The sequence below is a fragment of the Vibrio maritimus genome, assembly GCF_021441885.1.
Taxonomy (GTDB): Bacteria; Pseudomonadota; Gammaproteobacteria; order Enterobacterales; family Vibrionaceae; genus Vibrio; species Vibrio maritimus_B.
This window is the reverse complement of record NZ_CP090439.1, coordinates 797382-816378: the sequence shown is the minus strand read 5'-3', so window position 1 is coordinate 816378 and position 18997 is coordinate 797382. Positions and strand designations below refer to the sequence as shown.

Annotated in this window: 2 protein-coding genes; both read right to left on the bottom strand. The window is 49.8% G+C overall.

The annotated features are described in order from the left end of the window. Positions 1–3: 3 nt before the first annotated feature. Complete coding sequence (locus tag LY387_RS20145) at positions 4–8310, bottom strand: Calx-beta domain-containing protein (RefSeq protein ID WP_234497631.1); 8307 nt, start codon at positions 8308–8310, stop codon at positions 4–6. A gap of 573 nt (positions 8311–8883) precedes the next feature. Continuing rightward, positions 8884–18876 carry a VCBS domain-containing protein gene (locus tag LY387_RS27220; protein ID WP_326492009.1) on the bottom strand — a complete coding sequence of 3331 codons (9993 nt, stop codon included), beginning with the start codon at positions 18874–18876 and terminating at the stop codon, positions 8884–8886. Between the last annotated feature and the right edge of the window lie 121 nt (positions 18877–18997).

Sequence of the window (18997 nt, the reverse complement as noted above, 5' to 3'; positions counted from 1 at the left end):
GCTCTATGGCTCATTTATGATGAGAATAGTGTTAAGGTCGACGCCTACGACGCCTTCCAGTTCAATGCTGACTGTTTTGTCATTACCTTTATCAATGCTGATTACCGTATTGCCATTCAACTCTTCTGACTGAATAACATCCGAAGCCAGTAGATCTGCTAAGGTATCGTCATCATCAAATAGGTCTGAAAGGTCAATAACATCATCATTGCCGTTTTCTTGCGAGAAATCTTTGATGACATCGTAGCCACCGTCGAGATCAGATTCTGCCCATTTAAAGATATCGTTACCTTCACCACCAGTCATCACATCATCACCGGCACCGCCGATAAGCAGATCGTTACCGTCTGTGCCATGTATCACGGTCACACCGCTGCCGCCTTGTACTGCGTAATCGAGTTCATCGGTGAGGTCTAGATTACCTTTAGAAAGGATATTCACATCAACCGTAGCGGTATCCGTGCTAGCAAGACCATCAGCATCAACCGCGCTATACACGAACTGATCTTCAATCTGTGCCTCAATAATTTCTATGCTTTGGAGCACAAACCCCGCATTCTGGCCACTATCATCTACAGGAATGATCCTGAACTCATCGAAAGCGACATCGGAGTCAACGTTTATCAACGCTTGCTTCGATGAACTGCTATCGGGGCCGTTCACAACAATTGGATCAGGGTCAAGCAACACTCCATCGGCATAGAGATAAACAAAGACTTTGGAATCGCCATTGTTAAACGAGCCTGTCATTGCACCAATACCGATCGCGAGGGTATTCACCAGCCCACTTTGGAACTTGACTGACATGTACTCTTTAGTTGCAGATTCAGTCTCTTTACCCGAGCCACTCTCGGCTGCTCGTTGAGTAAAATAACCTCTCTGTTTTAGAACACCTGCACCATCAAAGCCTATCGATTCCTGCGTCAAGTTGTCATGAGGAGCGTCACCCGCATAGGTACCACCGGTTAAAATGATCCCTTGCTCTTCTAGCTCAGCCAGGTCACCCGTAAAGCCATCAATCGTGGCATCAAACGCAACGTCGACATCGTAATAGATATCATGAGTTTCCGCGATCATATCCCCGGCTTCTAGGTCGAATCGTACAGGATCACCGTTGACATCAGTGATGAAGTAGAGCTGACCGAATGCTGGTTCCTCCTCGATTTTTATCATTGTGACTTTGTCAGGGTCTTGGTCATCCTCCAAGTCAGTAATGAAGTCAGAGAAGTCGAGCGGGATATTGTCGTCGCTTGCATAGAGCTCGAAATCCGTGACTTCTGGTGGGGTGTTGATGTCAGTAATCGTACCTACACCAGTCGCTGAGCCATTGGTGGTAACGTTGGCGTTATCAGTGACGACGACACCAAAGGTCTCTGGGTTTTCAAACACGCCGTCTGTAATCGTAGGTACTGTGATCTTAAATTCGGTCACGCCTGCAGGCAGAGTGATGTTGCCGTCGGTTATAGTCAATTGTATGTCCGATTGACCATCATTGTAGCTCGCTGTTAGAGATCCAATATCTCCAGCCCCGGTACTGTATTCGCCGCCAGTGACCGCTGCAAGATTCAAAACAACATCAGCTTCAGTCTGCGCAGACAGACCTACGATGAACATTGCTGCAGTTCCCTCATTGACAGACACAGCAGGAGTGATAGACAACATTGGGCGGTCATCATCCGGGTCTGGGTCAGGACCTGAGCCATCATCAAGAATGGTGCCCACGCCTGTCGCTGAACCGTTAGTGGTCAGGTTATTGTTGTCAGTGACCGTCACACCGAAGGTTTCTGGACCTTCAAAGATGTCGTCCTGTGTGGTCGCGACGGTGACTTTAAACTCAGTCACACCGGCTGGTAGGGTCACATTGCCATCGGTGATGGTCAACGCAATATCTGACTCGCCGTCATTGTAGCTCGCGGTGATCGTGCCAATGTCGCCATCTTCCGCACTGTAATCACCATCCGTTGCAGTCGCCAGATTCAAGACCACATCCGCTTCGGTCGCATTAGACAGGCTCACCGTGAACATGGCACCCGTACCTTCGTTTACAGACACCGCTGGCGTGATGGAAAGCTCTGGACGGTCGTCGTCTGGATCAGGGTCTGGACCCGTGCCATCATCAAGAATGGTACCCACGCCCGTTGCTGATCCATTAGTGGTCACATTGTTGTTGTCGGTAACCGTTACACCGAAGGTTTCTGGCCCTTCGAAGATTTCGTCCTGTGTGGTCGCGACGGTGACTTTAAACTCAGTCACACCGGCTGGCAGAGTGATATTGCCATCGGTGATGGTCAACGCGATATCAGACTCGCCGTCATTGTAGCTCGCGGTAATTCCCCCGATGTCTCCAGACTCAGCGGTATAGCTACCATCTGTCGCGGTGGCGAGATTCAAGACCACATCCGCTTCGGTCTCTTTCGACAAGTTCACCGTGAACATGGCACCCGTGCCTTCGTTCACTGACACCGCTGGTGTAATAGAAAGCTCTGGACGGTCATCATCCGGATCAGGGTCTGGGCCGCTGCCATCATCAAGAATGGTGCCCACGCCTGTCGCTGAACCGTTAGTGGTCACGTTATTGTTGTCGGTAACCGTCACTCCGAAGGTTTCTGGCCCTTCGAAGATGTCATCCTGTGTGGTCGCGACGGTGACTTTAAACTCCGTAACACCAGCAGGCAGGGTGATGTTGCCATCGGTGATGGTTAACGCGATATCTGACTCTCCGTCGTTGTAGCTCGCGGTAATTCCCCCGATGTCTCCAGACTCAGCGGTATAGCTACCATCGGTCGCGGTCGCCAGATTCAAGACCACGTCCGCTTCGGTTTCTTTCGATAGATTCACCGTGAACATAGCACCTGTGCCTTCGTTCACTGACACCGCTGGTGTAATAGAAAGCTCTGGACGGTCATCATCCGGATCAGGGTCTGGACCGCTGCCATCATCAAGAATGGTGCCCACGCCTGTCGCTGAACCGTTAGTGGTCACGTTATTGTTGTCGGTAACCGTCACTCCGAAGGTTTCTGGCCCTTCGAAGATGTCATCCTGTGTGGTTGCGACGGTGACTTTAAACTCCGTAACACCAGCAGGCAGGGTGATGTTGCCATCGGTGATGGTTAACGCGATATCTGACTCTCCGTCGTTGTAGCTCGCGGTAATTCCCCCGATGTCTCCAGACTCAGCGGTATAGCTACCATCGGTCGCGGTCGCCAGATTCAAGACCACGTCCGCTTCGGTTTCTTTCGATAGATTCACCGTGAACATAGCACCTGTGCCTTCGTTCACTGACACCGCTGGCGTGATGGAAAGCTCTGGACGGTCATCGTCCGGATCGGGGTCTGGACCTGAGCCATCGTCGAGGATGGTGCCCACACCTGTGGCTGAACCGTTGGTGGTCACGTTATTGTTGTCAGTGACCGTCACACCAAAGGTTTCTGGACCTTCAAAGATGTCGTCTTGGGTTGTCGCCACGGTGACTTTAAACTCGATCACACCAGCTGGTAGGGTCACATTGCCGTCAGTGATGGTGAGCGGAATATCAGACTCGCCATCGTTATAGGTGGCGGTTAAAGCGCCAATGTCTCCAGACTCTGCCGTGTAGCTACCATCGGTCGCCGTGGCGAGATTCAAGACCACATCGGCTTCCGTCGCATTCGATAGATTCACCGTGAACATAGCACCCGTGCCTTCGTTCACTGACACCGCTGGCGTGATAGACAGCTCTGGGCGGTCATCGTCTGGATCAGGGTCAGGACCCGTGCCATCATCGAGAATAGTACCCACACCCGTTGCTGAACCGTTGGTGGTTACACTGTTGTTATCAGTAACGGTCACTCCGAAGGTTTCTGGACCCTCGAAGATGTCGTCTTGGGTTGTCGCCACGGTGACTTTAAACTCAGTCACACCGGCTGGTAGGGTGATGTTGCCATCAGTGATGGTCAACGCGATATCAGACTCGCCGTCGTTATAGGTGGCGGTTAGAGCGCCAATGTCTCCAGACTCTGCCGTGTAGCTACCATCGGTCGCGGTCGCGAGATTCAAGACCACATCGGCTTCGGTCTCTTTCGACAAGTTCACAGTGAACATGGCTTCAGTGCCTTCGTTTACTGACACCGCTGGCGTGATAGATAACTCCGGTTTATCTCCATCCAAGATTGTACCCACACCAGTCGCTGAACCGTTGGTCGTCACGTTGTTCTCATCGGTGACGGTCACGCCAAAGGTTTCTGGGCCTTCAAAGACGTCGTCCTGGGTTGTCGCGACGGTGACTTTAAACTCAGTCACACCAGCTGGTAGAGTCACGTTGCCATCGGTAATGGTTAATGGGATATCAGACTCGCCGTCGTTATAGGTGGCGGTTAAAGCGCCAATGTCTCCAGACTCTGCCGTGTAGCTACCATCGGTCGCCGTGGCGAGATTCAAGATCACGTCGGCTTCTGTCGCATTAGACAGGCTAACTGTGAACATGGCACCCATACCTTCGTTTACAGACACTGCTGGGGTGATTGAAAGCTCTGGGCTGTCATCATCTGGATCGGGGTCGGGGCCTGTACCGTCATCGAGAATGGTGCCTACACCCGTTGCTGAACCGTTGGTGGTCACACTGTTGCTATCAGTAACGGTCACACCGAAGGTTTCTGGACCTTCGAAGATGTCGTCCTGTGTGGTGGCGACGGTGACTTTAAACTCGGTCACACCTGCGGGCAGAGTCACATTACCATCGGTAATGGTGAGCGGAATATCAGACTCGCCATCGTTATACGTGGCAGTCAGAGCGCCAATATCGCCATCTTCAGCACTGTAATCACCATCCGCTGCGGTAATAAGGTTCAAGACCACGTCAGCTTCCGTTGCTTTCGACAAGTTCACCGTGAACATAGCACCTGTGCCTTCGTTCACTGATACCGCTGGTGTAATAGAAAGCTCTGGACGGTCATCGTCCGGATCAGGATCGGGGCCCGTACCGTCATCGAGAATGGTGCCCACGCCAGTCGCCGAGCCGTTGGTGGTCACGTTGTTGTTGTCGGTGACCGTCACACCGAAGGTTTCTGGACCTTCAAAGATATCGTCCTGTGTGGTCGCCACGGTGACTTTAAACTCGGTCACACCGGCAGGCAGAGTGATGTTGCCATCGGTGATGGTTAACGCGATATCAGATTCGCCGTCGTTGTAGCTCGCGGTGACCGCGCCAATGTCGCCATCTTCAGCACTGTAATCCCCATCCGTTGCGGTCGCGAGATTCAAGACCACATCCGCTTCGGTCTCTTTCGACAAGTTCACCGTGAACATGGCACCCGAGCCTTCGTTTACTGACACCGCTGGCGTGATGGAAAGCTCTGGACGGTCATCGTCTGGATCAGGGTCTGGCCCCGTGCCGTCATCAAGAATGGTGCCCACGCCTGTCGCTGAACCGTTAGCGGTCACGTTATTGTTGTCAGTGACCGTCACACCGAAGGTTTCTGGACCTTCAAAGATATCGTCCTGTGTGGTCGCCACGGTGACTTTAAACTCGGTCACACCGGCAGGCAGAGTGATGTTGCCATCGGTGATGGTTAACGCGATATCAGATTCGCCGTCGTTGTAGCTCGCGGTGATCGCGCCAATGTCGCCATCTTCAGCACTGTAATCCTCATCCGTTGCGGTCGCTAGATTCAAGACCACATCCGCTTCGGTCTCTTTCGACAGGTTTACCGTGAACATGGCACCCGTGCCTTCGTTCACTGACACCGCTGGCGTGATGGAAAGCTCTGGGCGGTCATCATCCGGATCTGGGTCTGGACCACTACCATCATCAAGAATGGTGCCCACGCCTGTCGCTGAACCGTTAGTGGTCACGTTATTATTGTCGGTGACCGTCACACCGAAGGTTTCTGGACCTTCAAAGATGTCGTCCTGTGTGGTCGCGACAGTGACTTTAAACTCGGTCACACCGGCAGGCAGAGTGATGTTGCCATCGGTGATGGTTAACGCGATATCAGACTCGCCGTCGTTGTAGCTCGCGGTGATCGCACCAATATCGCCAGACTCGGCCGTGTAGCTACCATCGGTTGCGGTCGCGAGATTCAAGACTACATCGGCTTCGGTCTCTTTCGACAGGTTCACCGTGAACATAGCACCTGTGCCTTCGTTCACTGATACCACTGGCGTAATAGAAAGCTCTGGGCGGTCATCGTCCGGATCAGGATCGGGGCCCGTACCGTCATCGAGAATGGTACCCACACCCGTTGCTGAACCGTTGGTGGTCACGTTATTGTTGTCAGTGACAGTCACACCGAAGGTTTCCGGACCTTCGAAGATCTCGTCTTGGGTTGTCGCCACGGTGACTTTAAACTCTGTCACACCCGCAGGCAAAGTAACATTACCATCGGTGATGGTGAGCGGAATATCAGACTCGCCATCGTTGTAAGAAGCAGATAGAGCACCTATATCACCCTCTTCAGCACTGTAATCCCCATCGGTCGCGGTAGCGAGGTTCAAGACCACGTCAGCTTCGGTCGATTTAGAGAGGTTTACCGTGAACATGGCGCTAGTGCCTTCGTCCACTGATACGGCAGGGGTAATGGAAAGCTCTGGGCGGTCATCGTCTGGATCGGGATCTGGACCTGTGCCGTCATCGAGAATGGTGCCCAGACCTGTTGCAGACCCATTGGTGGTGACATTGTTGCTGTCAGTGACCGTCACACCGAAGGTTTCTGGACCTTCAAAGATGTCGTCCTGTGTGGTGACGACGGTGACTTTAAATTCAGTCACACCGGCAGGTAGGGTCACGTTGCCGTCTGTGATGGTGAGCGGAATATCAGACTCGCCATCACTATACGTGGCAGATAGAGCACCTATATCACCATCTTCAGCACTGTAATCCCCATCGGTCGCGGTCGCGAGGTTCAAAACCACATCCGCTTCGGTCGCTTTAGAGAGGTTTACCGTGAACATGGCACCTGTGCCTTCGTCCACTGATACGGCTGGCGTAATGGAAAGCTCTGGGCGGTCATCGTCTGGATCGGGGTCGGGGCCTGTACCGTCATCGAGAATGGTACCTACACCCGTTGCTGAACCGTTGGTGGTCACGTTATTGTTGTCAGTGACAGTCACGCCGAAGGTTTCTGGGCCTTCGAAGATGTCGTCCTGTCTTGTCGCGACGGTGACTTTAAACTCAGTCACACCTGCAGGCAAGGTCACGTTGCCATCGGTGATGGTGAGCGGAATATCAGAGTCGCCGTCATTGTAAGTAGCAGTTAGAGCACCTATATCACCCTCTTCCGCAGTGTAATTCCCGTCAGTCACGGTCGCTAGGTTTAAGACCACGTCGGCCTCAGTCTCCGTAGAAAGGCTTACGGTAAACATCGCAGATGAGCCCTCGCTGACCGGCTCACCTTCGGAAATAGATAATACTGGGCGGTCATCATCTGGATCGGGGCCAGGGCCAGTGCCGTCATCAATGATGTCTGCATCCCCGGTCACAAAGAGGGTACCATTTTCATCAAATGTGCTGCTATCGTCTTGCTGCGTTACGCCATCAACGTCTGAGACTCGAAGACCAAAGCTCTCTTGCCCTTCAAAGATTGAATCTTGTCGAGTTTGAACACTGACGATGAGCTCAGTCACACCCGCTGGAACACTCACTTGCCCATCGATAATGCTTATAGATTGCGTTTCCCCGTTACTATCAACATAGAACGCACTTATGGATTCCAAATCTTCAGGCTCTGCGGTATAACCGTTTTCATCGGTTACCAAACTCAACCCAAGAGCTATTTCATTCTCTGATTCGGTGGATAACCTTACAACAAACTCAGCACTTTCACCCTCGTTCACCTGCTCTCCACCCGTCACGCTTAGCGTGGCAGGAATGGGTTCTTCTGCTATTTGAACAGGTTGACGAGCAAACTGGAGCAAAGTTAAAGACTGTGTTGCCGATAAACCTTGCGCTTCCAAACCTGTCGTGTCGAACTGGGTAGACGCAATGACTTGAGTGCCGTCACGCTCAATAACTCCAGTAGTGGTCGGGCTCGAGCCATTTTCTTCACCTGCTGCAGTCTCTTGGCCCTCTACATCCGTCGGGTCTTGTCCAGATTCGATCTGTGCGATGATCGCGTCTGCATCCAATGCTGTTATCTCAAGCGTTCTCGCCGAGCCATCATCTTCAATAACGACGACGTTCACATCCTCACCGACTTCTGCATCCTCTAAAATGTCGATTACGACATCTCCCGGACGAGGATCTAGTCCCTCAGGAAGGACTGTCAGCCTCCCCTGGGCATCCACCACTAACGTACCTGAAACCTGCACTGCACCAAATAAAGAAAAACCACTCATGTTCGACTCCTTGAGTCACCCAGTGACGACCGGGTTGCTCTGTAATATTACCTAGCTCATTCGTTAACACTGCGTTGCAATAAAGTTGAATTTTTATTTGTTGTATAAAGGTAATATCAGACATCTCGAATATTGAGTATGTTTTGACAAGCTAATTAATCATGTGTCTCAAAAAAGAAATTAAGTCTCTCATATTCGAGAATCGTAGATTTCCGCTCATCTTTGTTTATTCTATTGTTACTCTATGAAGTTAAAGGAAAAACTCTGATTTCATTTATTCTACTCATTTCAAATTTAACTACATGAGCATTAGAGCGCATATTGGTTCGTCACTGATGGGATAAGCTCTTCCTTAGACGCATCTAACCGCAGTAGCGAGGCACAGATACTACCGCCAAGCTCGGCCTTATGAGAGACAATCCAACTATGGTTAATGGTTCAGGAATCGTATTTAGAAAAGGAATTGAACGGAATAGACAACAAACACTAGATAAGCCATTGTGTTTAATCTAGAAGGCTACTTAGAGAAAATAAAAAAGCGACCCAGAAGGTCGCTTTTTTAAATATTATCAACTAGCTATCTTGAATAATCAAAATGTTATTAAGCATATTATTATCAACACCAACAACGCCTTCAAGTTCAATAGTTACCGACTTGCCATTGCCTTTATCGACATTAATCAAAGTGCTACCGTTGTCTTCTGAAACAACAATTGTATTGTCAGCTAGCAGATCATCCAGTGAGTCTGTTTCTTCAAACAAGTCTTTAAGATCAATGACATCATTGTTACCGTTTTCCCTAGAGAAGTCAGTAATCACATCGCGATGACCGTCTAAATCACTTTCGGTCCACTTAAAGGTATCGTTACCCTCACCACCTGTAAGAGTATCACTACCTTTACCACCAATTAGCAGGTCATCGCCATCACCACCTATGAGCAAGTCATCCCCTTCTGTACCGTATAGATAAGAAGTTTCTGTGCCCTTCGCAGCGAAGTCGTAATCTTCATCGTTATTAGAGTCGGTGAAGTTACCCTCAGGTGAAATGTTGATGGTTACCGTAGCGTCACTACTGCTTCGCGCGCCGTCATCGTCAACCGCTTCATATTTGAAGCTATCGGTAACATCTGTATCTACTGCCTCAAAGCCTTGTAGAACAAACCCTTTGCCGTTTTCATTCGTCAACACAACCCTAACCTCATCAAAAGGCTGTTCAGATTGAATATCCATTGTCGCGACTTTAGAGCTGTTGCCTGAGGCTGGATGCAAGTCGGTATCAGGGTCAAGCTGCTGGGCACCGACATAAGCTCCATTAAGATATAGGAACGCTGTTATTACCGCTGCCTGCGCATTTCCATTACCTTGAACGATATTGCCAGTCAGACTCGCCAGGGTAACCTTGGCATGAGTCATACTCCCAGCAGTATAGCGCACCGCAATATACTCGCCTTCATCCGTGTTACGACCATTGCCGTTTTCGTTATCCTGCCCGTTTTGACCAGTTTGTTGAGTAAAGAAACCGCTATGTTTGTCGTTGCCATTATCATCGTAAGCGATGTTTGCCAACTGTTCTGCTGAGATTGAGTCAGGGTCGGGGCGCGCTCCGGTATAGATACCACCAGTAATCTCGATACTTTGTTCAAGTAAGGCAGAAAGACTTGGATCGAAACCATCTTCATTTGCAGAGAAACCATTATTAAGCTCATATTGGATTACTGTTTTATCCAAAACGGTATCCCCAACCTCAAGGTACAATCGACCATCGCCATTATTAACCTCAACGTAGAGTTCCCCGTACTGTGGCAGCTCTGTGATTTCAACTAAGGTGTCTTTGTCGCTGTTTGCATCATCCTCGATGTCAGTTGCAAAATCCGCGAAATGCAGCGGTATCGTGTCATCTCCCGCAAATACATCAAAATCTACAACTTCCGGAGGGGTGTTGTTCGCTTCATTCACATCTAGAACAATGAGGTTAATGGTTTTAACGACCGACTTGTCGGCTACTGGGTGCTCCGTATCTCCCTCAGATGAGGTGGCTGTGACGGTCAGCGTGTACGTATTTGGATCGGCCACTACTACCTGAAGGTTCTCCAAACTAACGTCCGTAGGCAGCTCTACAACGCCACCAGTGACCGTTAGTTCACTGCCATCCAACCAAAGGGTAGCCCCATCGGGAAGACCAGAAAGTTGCAGAGTCAATGATTCTGAACCGTCTACATCCGTTAAAGCCGCACTGATATCACTCAAATCAATTAGGGAGTCTTCGTAACCTACATTTTCTGTGGCAGACAACGTGATATTGTCTAGAAGAGCACCGTAGCTATTTTGCTCGGGTGATTCAAAAACGACTCTGTAGCTACCATCATCAGGAATTTGGAAGAACACTTGTTCATCGCGAGACCATTGCCTTACATCAAGCTCATGCTCGCCACCGTTAGAATAAGACCTCAGCACCTCAACGTCTTCCCAGACACCAGGTGAGGTCTCTTTCGTCAATATGATGTCCATTGGCGAGTCATTTCGTCTAGCTGCAGCATCAAAGTTTAACTCGTAAAACTGACCCGCCTCTCCATCAAACTCGGTAAACAGAGAGTCAGTTTGACCACGGCGACCCTCGATTTCAAAAATCTGGTTGTCACCGCCGCTGCCCATATAAACGCGCTCTTTACCAACCTCTCCTCGATCGGTAATAACACCCCAATCACCCAGATTGAGCTCATCTGAGGTATCGACACTAAGCTGAGTCCCATCGATATTACCTTTCCAGCTTCTATTACCTAAATCGACGTTCTCGAAATTGATTGCCGACAGGATTTGTTCGCCCGATACCGTTAGCGTCGGCATGTCGGTAACAGGTTTTACAGTGACCGAAAGGTCGTGCATTTCGACGGAAGCACCGCCACTACCTACACCATCTACAGCTAAAACAAAGTCTTCGTCACTGTTCTCTGGTGGCAAAATGGACAGTTTGGCAAGTTGTGAAGGCAATACTTCAATAGAATCACCCGTAAACGTCAACTCTGTGCCGTCATCAAAGAGCTTAGCTCCACTCGGAATGCCAGAAATCACTACCTTAGATACATCACTACCTGCTGGTAATACAATGGCCAGGTCGATATTAGTATCTTCATCACCTTCTGCTGGAGAAACAACAACGTCCGCAACGGAGCTGACATCAATCGTCGACACTGCGGTATTTGAAGGAAGTGATTTATCGTCAAATGTAGTGATCTCGATAACTCGACTTGTTTGGTCTGGGTTTTGACTCGAGTTTTCAAACTTAATCAGCTGAATGGCTGCTTCATAGTCCGCAGGAGTCGCCTCTCCTGTTAGCGTGATCTTAATCGACTCGGTTGGTAATCCCTCATCAATAACCTCGTAACCATATTGAAGACCGCTAAGTAAGAAATCGCCATCTTGCAAACTCGCAACCTCGAAAGTATCTCCGTCTTTCGGGTTCGTGAACAAGATTTCAGCAGAGCCAATGACATTATTCTCATCAAAAATGGTGATGTCATCATCGACCACGTTGATTGGCGCATCGCCCTCAGTAAACAAGGTATCAAAACCAGTACCATCGGCACTTAGGTCTAAATCAAGCGTAGGTGCGGCGTTGTTATCCCTTTCGTCAATGATAGTAACCACAGACTCTTCGCTCAGTGCTTCATCACTATCTACCGCTTTGTACTTGAAGCTATCATTGAGTGCTGTATCAAGATATCTTAGCTCCCAGTTGCCAGGTCCAGAAGTACCGACACTGATTCCAGTGATCAGCACACCCTCATCAACACCGGATAAGTCCTCTACAGAAAAGCTGAGTGCATGGAAGAGTTCATTGTTTCCTGAACTATCCTTTTGAAAATCGGGTACGTACTCCACCGTTGAGCCATCACTTAGCATGACTTCGATTGTCACAGCAGACTCATTATCATTATCAAGTCCGCTGTAGAAATACCCGCCCATGCCATCGAGACCTAACTCTACATGCGTGGCGGGACGAGAAGAAAAATCAATAGTGAGCTGTTCACCTTCGTTTATCCCTTGACCGCCACCAATACCCAACCCATGACCAACATGGTTGTCTTGCACATCTCCGCGATACTGAGTGAGCTTGCCTTTATTGGAGCTAATGGTGATTTCATCGCCATTGGCGAGCTCTAAGACGCGGTTCTTACCGTCGACCTCATTCCCCCAGTTGTAGAATTCCTCTCGAGAGCTTTCTAAATCACTTTCAGTCGGAATCACCTTGGAACCAAGGATGAAGCCTTGAGCTTCTTCACTCGGTTCGTAGGTAATCTTCGTAGGATCGAAAGTATCGCCGTTTTCGACGTGCGCTTGAGTTATCTCATCGCCGTCATAGAATAGCTTTCCTCCTGTCGGAAGTTCAGTGATAGTTACCAGCACTTGCTGGTTATTAATATCATCTTCTACGTCAGAAATATGATCATCACCTACACCACTGTCCACTCCATCAATAGGCGCCGCTCCTGAATCAAACACAACCGGAGTCGGATCGTTGTCATTAATAACGAAGCTAAAGTCCTCAGATTCGGGAAGATCATTGACTGGAACAACAGTTATCGTTGATGTTGCGACATTGGACTCGACGTTTTGATCATCAAACACCGATATTTCGATGACACGGTCAATGTCATTTGGATCTTCACTGGTATTGTTGAATTGGATCTGTTTGAGCGCTAGCTCATAATCCTCTGCAGAGCCTTGGCCTGAAATGGTGAGAACTATCGCTCCACCCACAGTTGCCGTAGAGACACTAAGACCATTAGGCAGTGTACCTACATGGGTCAACGCATCATTCAATTGAGGGTTGGTAAGTTTTATTTCTGCTTTTGAAATAAGATCGACATCGTCAGTCACCACCAGATCATTGTCGACAACCATGATAGGCTCATCACCCTCGGTGAACAGTGCTGAATAACCCGTTCCGTCTGCGCTACCATCTAAGTCAATGATTGGATCATCATTAGTACCTTTGACATCGATAGTAATGACTTGCTCATCTGTCGCGCCGTTATCGTCTGTCACAATAACCGTGTATTGGATAGTCTCAACATCACCTTCCCCCAGGTAATTGGCCGCCTCATTGTCCAGCGTGAATGTCCACTTACCCGCATCATTAATGGTAAGCTCCCCAAGTGGGCTACTTCCTTGAATGCTGTATTCTAACTGCTCTTTAGTATCATCGATGTCTTTAGCGACGATGCGACCAGAAACAGTATCGCGGCCAGCGCTGTTAGTACCTGCTTCGGTCACTTCACCAGTGAATTTGCCACGCACAATATCTGGAGCATCGTTGGTGCCTTTGATGTCGATGGAGATAACTTGCTCGTCTTTCACGCCATTGTCGTCTTTCACCACGACAGTGAAGACAGCCGTTTCCAAGTCGCCGTTGTCGAGTTTCTGCGTCGCCTTCGCATCGTTATCAAGTTCAAAGGTCCAGTTACCATCCTCATCGATGGTTAAATCACCGTAAGGGCTGTTACCTTTGACGCTGTAAGTCAGCTCATCTTGGGTGTCATCCACATCTTTAGCGACCACACGGCCTGTCACCGTGTCTTTGCCCTCGGTGTTCGCACCGGCTTCTTTCACGGTGCCCGAGAACTTACCGCGCACGATGTCTGGGGCATCGTTGGTACCTTTGATGTCAATGGAGATAACTTGCTCGTCTTTCGCGCCATTGTCGTCTTTCACCACAACGGTAAAGAGTGCCGTGACCTCGTCGCCGCTATCCAGCGCTTGTGTTGCCTTCGCGTCGTTATCGAGCTCAAAGGTCCAGTTACCATCCTCATCGATGCTCAGCTCACCGTATGGGCTATTGCCCTTGACGCTGTAGATCAGATCATCTTGCGTGTCATCCACATCTTTCGCGACCACACGACCCGTCACCGTGTCTTTGCCTTCGGTGTTCGCACCGGCTTCTTTCACGGTGCCCGTGAACTTACCACGCACGATGTCTGGGGCATCATTGGTGCCTTTGATGTCAATGGAGATAACTTGCTCGTCTTTCGCGCCATTGTCGTCTTTCACCACAACGGTAAAGAGTGCCGTGACCTCATCGCCGTTATCCAGCGCTTGTGTCGCCTTCGCGTCGTTATCAAGCTCAAAGGTCCAGTTACCATCCTCATCGATGGTCAAATCGCCGTAAGGGCTGTTACCTTTGACGCTGTAAGTCAGCTCATCATGCGTGTCATCCACATCTTTGGCGACCACACGGCCCGTCACCGTATCTTTGCCCTCGGTGTTCGCACCGGCTTCTTTCACGGTGCCCGAGAACTTACCGCGCACGATATCTGGCGCATCGTTGGTGCCCTTAATGTCGATGGAGATAACTTGCTCATCTTTCGCGCCATTGTCGTCTTTCACCACAACGGTGAAGAGTGCCGTGACCTCGTCGCCGCTATCCAGCGCTTGTGTGGCCTTCGCGTCGTTATCAAGCTCAAAGGTCCAGTTACCATCCTCATCGATGGTCAACTCACCGTAAGGGCTATTGCCTTTGACGCTGTAAGTCAGCTCATCTTGGGTGTCATCCACATCTTTAGCGACCACACGGCCCGTCACCGTATCTTTGCCTTCGGTGTTCTCACCCGCTTCTTTTACAGTGCCCGAGAACTTACCACGCACGATGTCTGGGGCATCGTTGGTGCCTTTGATGTCGATGGAGATAACTTGCTCATCTTTCGCGCCATTGTCGTCTTTCACCACAACGGTAAAGAGTGCCGTGACCTCGTCGCCGCTATCCAGCGCTTGTGTCGCCTTCGCATCGTTATCGAGCTCAAAGGTCCAGTTACCATCCTCATCGATGGTCAAATCGCCGTAAGGGCTGTTACCTTTGACGCTGTAGGTTAGCTCATCTTGCGTGTCATCCACATCTTTCGCGACCACACGACCCGTCACCGTGTCTTTGCCTTCGGTGTTCGCACCAGCTTCTTTTACAGTGCCCGTGAACTTACCACGCACGATATCTGGCGCATCGTTGGTGCCCTTGATGTCAATGGAGATAACTTGCTCGTCTTTCGCGCCATTGTCGTCTTTCACCACAACGGTAAAGAGTGCCGTGACCTCGTCGCCGCTATCCAGCGCTTGTGTCGCCTTCGCGTCGTTATCGAGTTCAAAGGTCCAGTTACCATCCTCATCGATGGTCAACTCGCCGTAAGGGCTGTTACCTTTGACGCTGTAAGTCAGCTCATCTTGGGTGTCATCCACATCTTTAGCGACCACACGGCCCGTCACCGTATCTTTGCCTTCGGTGTTCGCACCGGCTTCTTTCACGGTGCCCGAGAACTTACCGCGCACGATGTCTGGGGCATCGTTGGTACCTTTGATGTCGATGGAGATAACTTGCTCGTCTTTCGCGCCATTGTCGTCTTTCACCACAACGGTAAAGAGTGCCGTGACCTCGTCGCCGCTATCCAGCGCTTGTGTCGCCTTCGCATCGTTATCAAGCTCAAAGGTCCAGTTACCATCCTCATCGATGGTCAACTCGCCGTAAGGGCTATTACCTTTGACGCTGTAAGTCAGCTCATCTTGGGTGTCATCCACATCTTTGGCGACCACACGGCCCGTCACCGTATCTTTGCCTTCGGTGTTCGCACCGGCTTCTTTCACGGTGCCGGTGAACTTACCGCGCACGATGTCTGGGGCATCGTTGGTGCCTTTGATATCGATGGAGATAACTTGCTCGTCTTTTGCACCATTGTCGTCTTTCACCACAACGGTAAAGAGTGCCGTGACCTCGTCGCCGCTATCCAGCGCTTGTGTCGCCTTCGCGTCGTTATCGAGCTCAAAGGTCCAGTTACCATCCTCATCGATGGTCAACTCACCATACGGGCTGTTGCCTTTGACGCTATAGGTTAGCTCATCTTGGGTATCATCCACATCTTTGGCGACCACACGGCCCGTAACCGTATCTTTGCCTTCGGTGTTTGCTCCCGCTTCTTTTACGGTGCCCGCGAACTTACCACCCGTAATGTCAGGTGCATCATTGGTACCCTTTATCGTAATGCTGATCGTCTGTTCATCAACAGCACCAAAATCGTCAGTGACAACAACCGTGTACTCCACAACCTCTACGTCACCTTTGTCGAGAGACTGTGTTACATCTGCACTATTATCGAGAGTGAACGTCCACTGACCATCTTCATCAATTTCAATGTCACCAAACGGGCTGCTACCGTTAATCGCGTATTGAAGCGCGCCTTGAGCACTGTCCACATCGGTAGCGATTATCTGCCCAGTGGCAGTATTTGTACCCTCTGTTTTAGCACCCGCCTCTTTAACCTCACCAGAGAAGTCCTCGCCCGTAATGACAGGTGCGTCGTTAGTTCCATTGATGACAATGCTAATCTGTTGAGAAACGGTCGCTCCCTGCTCGTCTTCTACTTGAACAGTAAAGGTCAAAGGGATTTCATCGCCTTCGTTTAACCCGTCTACAGCGGCTGCTTCATTGTCTAGCGTAAAGGTCCACAGACCACTGTCTGTAATGCTGAATGTCCCATATGAATTGGATACATCACCAACTGCACTCCAAGTGAGAGTACTGGAATCTACATCCGTTGCAGAGAGTTGACCACTCGCGCTAGGAGCACTAACATCCTCTGAGCCATCGTCAAAACTACCCGATTCACGAACATCACCGCTAATAGGAAGATCAGAATCTAGAACGGGAGCGTCGTTGGTACCTTGTATCGTGATACTGATCGTCTGTTCATCAATTGCTCCGAAGTCATCAGTGACGATAACCGTATACTCAACAACTTCAGAGTCGCCATTGTTAAGAGACTGAGTAACATCGGCACTATTATCAAGAGTGAATGTCCACTGACCGTTTTCATCGATTTCGATGTCACCAAACGGGCTGCTACCACTAATAGCATAATTAAGCGCACCCTGAGCACTATCCACATCGCTAGCAATTATCTGCCCCGTTGCAGTACCTGTACCCTCAGTGTCAGCACCAGCCTCTTCGACCTCACCAGAATAGTCCCCACCTGTGATAACAGGCGCGTCGTTAGTCCCATTGATTACAATGCTGACTTGTTGAGAAACCGTGCCACCTTGTTCGTCTTCTACTTGAACAGTAAAGGTCAATGGGATTTCGTCACCTTCGTTTAACCCTTCTACAGCCGCAGCTGCATTGTCTAACGTAAAGGTCCACAAACCGTTCTCGGTGATGCTGAATGTACCGTACGAATTGGATACATCACCAACTGTGCTCCAAGTGAGAGTGCTAGAATCAACGTCTGTCGCGGAGAGTTGACCACTTGCAGTGGGTACACCTACATCCTCAGTTCCATCATCAAAGCTACCTGACTCACGCACATCGCCGCTGACCGGGAGATTAGCATCTAATACCGGTACATCGTTGGTGCCGTTAATCGTGACGGTAACCGTTTCTTCAACACTGACACCTTGGTCATCGGTAACTTTGACTTTGAAGGTAAGTGGGATCACTTCTCCTTCTTTGAGTGCATCCACTGCTGCGCGTTGTGCATCACTGAACTCTTCACCTGAATTGGCTAGCTTATAGGTCCAGACACCTTGTTCGGTAATCGAAAACTCACCATAGGTCGTGTCTGCATCACCAGATAGACTCCATGTCAGTGACTCTGGTTCAGAATCCACATCGGTTGCCGCTACCTGACCGCTTACCTGTGAGATACCCTCTGTTGGAGTTCCATCATCAAGATGACCAGCCTCTTCTACCAGGCCAGAAAGCGCACTCTCTTCACTGATGATAGGTTTATCGTTGGTACCCGATATAGTGATAACTATTTGTTGTTGCGTGCTACCTGACAGTGGATCTGTCACCTGTACGTTGAACACAAGTGGCACGACATCATCTACATTCAGCGCATCAACAGCCTCAGAGTCATTGCTCAGCTCGAAGCTCCATTGTCCGTCAGAATCGAGTGTAAACGTCCCGTAATCAGAAAGGTTCTCGGGTGATGAGAGCACCTCCCAAGTAAGAGTGTCTGCTGCAAACTCAACATCCGAAGCAGATAGTTGGCCAGATAGAGAGGGGGTACCGTCAAAAGTGCTGCCGTCTTGATTGTTTCCTGATTCTACGGAGAATCCAATCAACTCATCAGACGTAATAGTGGGGTTAGTGTTGGTGAGAAACTGAAGTAGCGTGAGCGATTGTGTGGTAGTTAGCCCCTGCGCTTCGAGAGCAGAAGTATCGAACTGAGTTGCAGCAATAACCTCCTCGCCATCGCGAGCAACCGCACCAGTGAGAGTTAAACTTGAGCCAGAAATCTGTCCTGCCGCAGTCGCTTGTTCTTCATTTTGAGTCGGGTCTTCGCCACCTTCAATCTGAGCGATAATAGCCTCAGCATCGGCATCGAGTTCGATGTCCTCAACCGAACCATCTTCTTGGACTAGCTCAATGTTTATATCATCTCCCACCTCTTCATTATCGAGGACGCGGATAACCACATCACCAGGTCGAGGATCTGCTCCTAGAGGGAGGACCACCAACTGCCCGTTGGCATCAACAACTAATGTACCTGAAACTTGCGCTAAGCCATGTAATGTAAACACACTCATGTTCTACTCCTTGAACCGCCCGACAGCACGACAGACGCATGTGAATTCCTTTAATTGCTCACCCATTGTTTTGCTTGTTTTAAAAGTGAGCTCTACTTCCTGCCTACATCCTGTTTAACAG

What these genes read in the sequence shown, in the direction of transcription:
- LY387_RS20145 (WP_234497631.1), bottom strand. Translation starts at nt 8,310, where the DNA reads ATGAGTGGTTTTTCTTTATTTGGTGCAGTGCAGGTTTCAGGTACGTTA.
- LY387_RS27220 (WP_326492009.1), bottom strand. Translation starts at nt 18,876, where the DNA reads ATGAGTGTGTTTACATTACATGGCTTAGCGCAAGTTTCAGGTACATTA.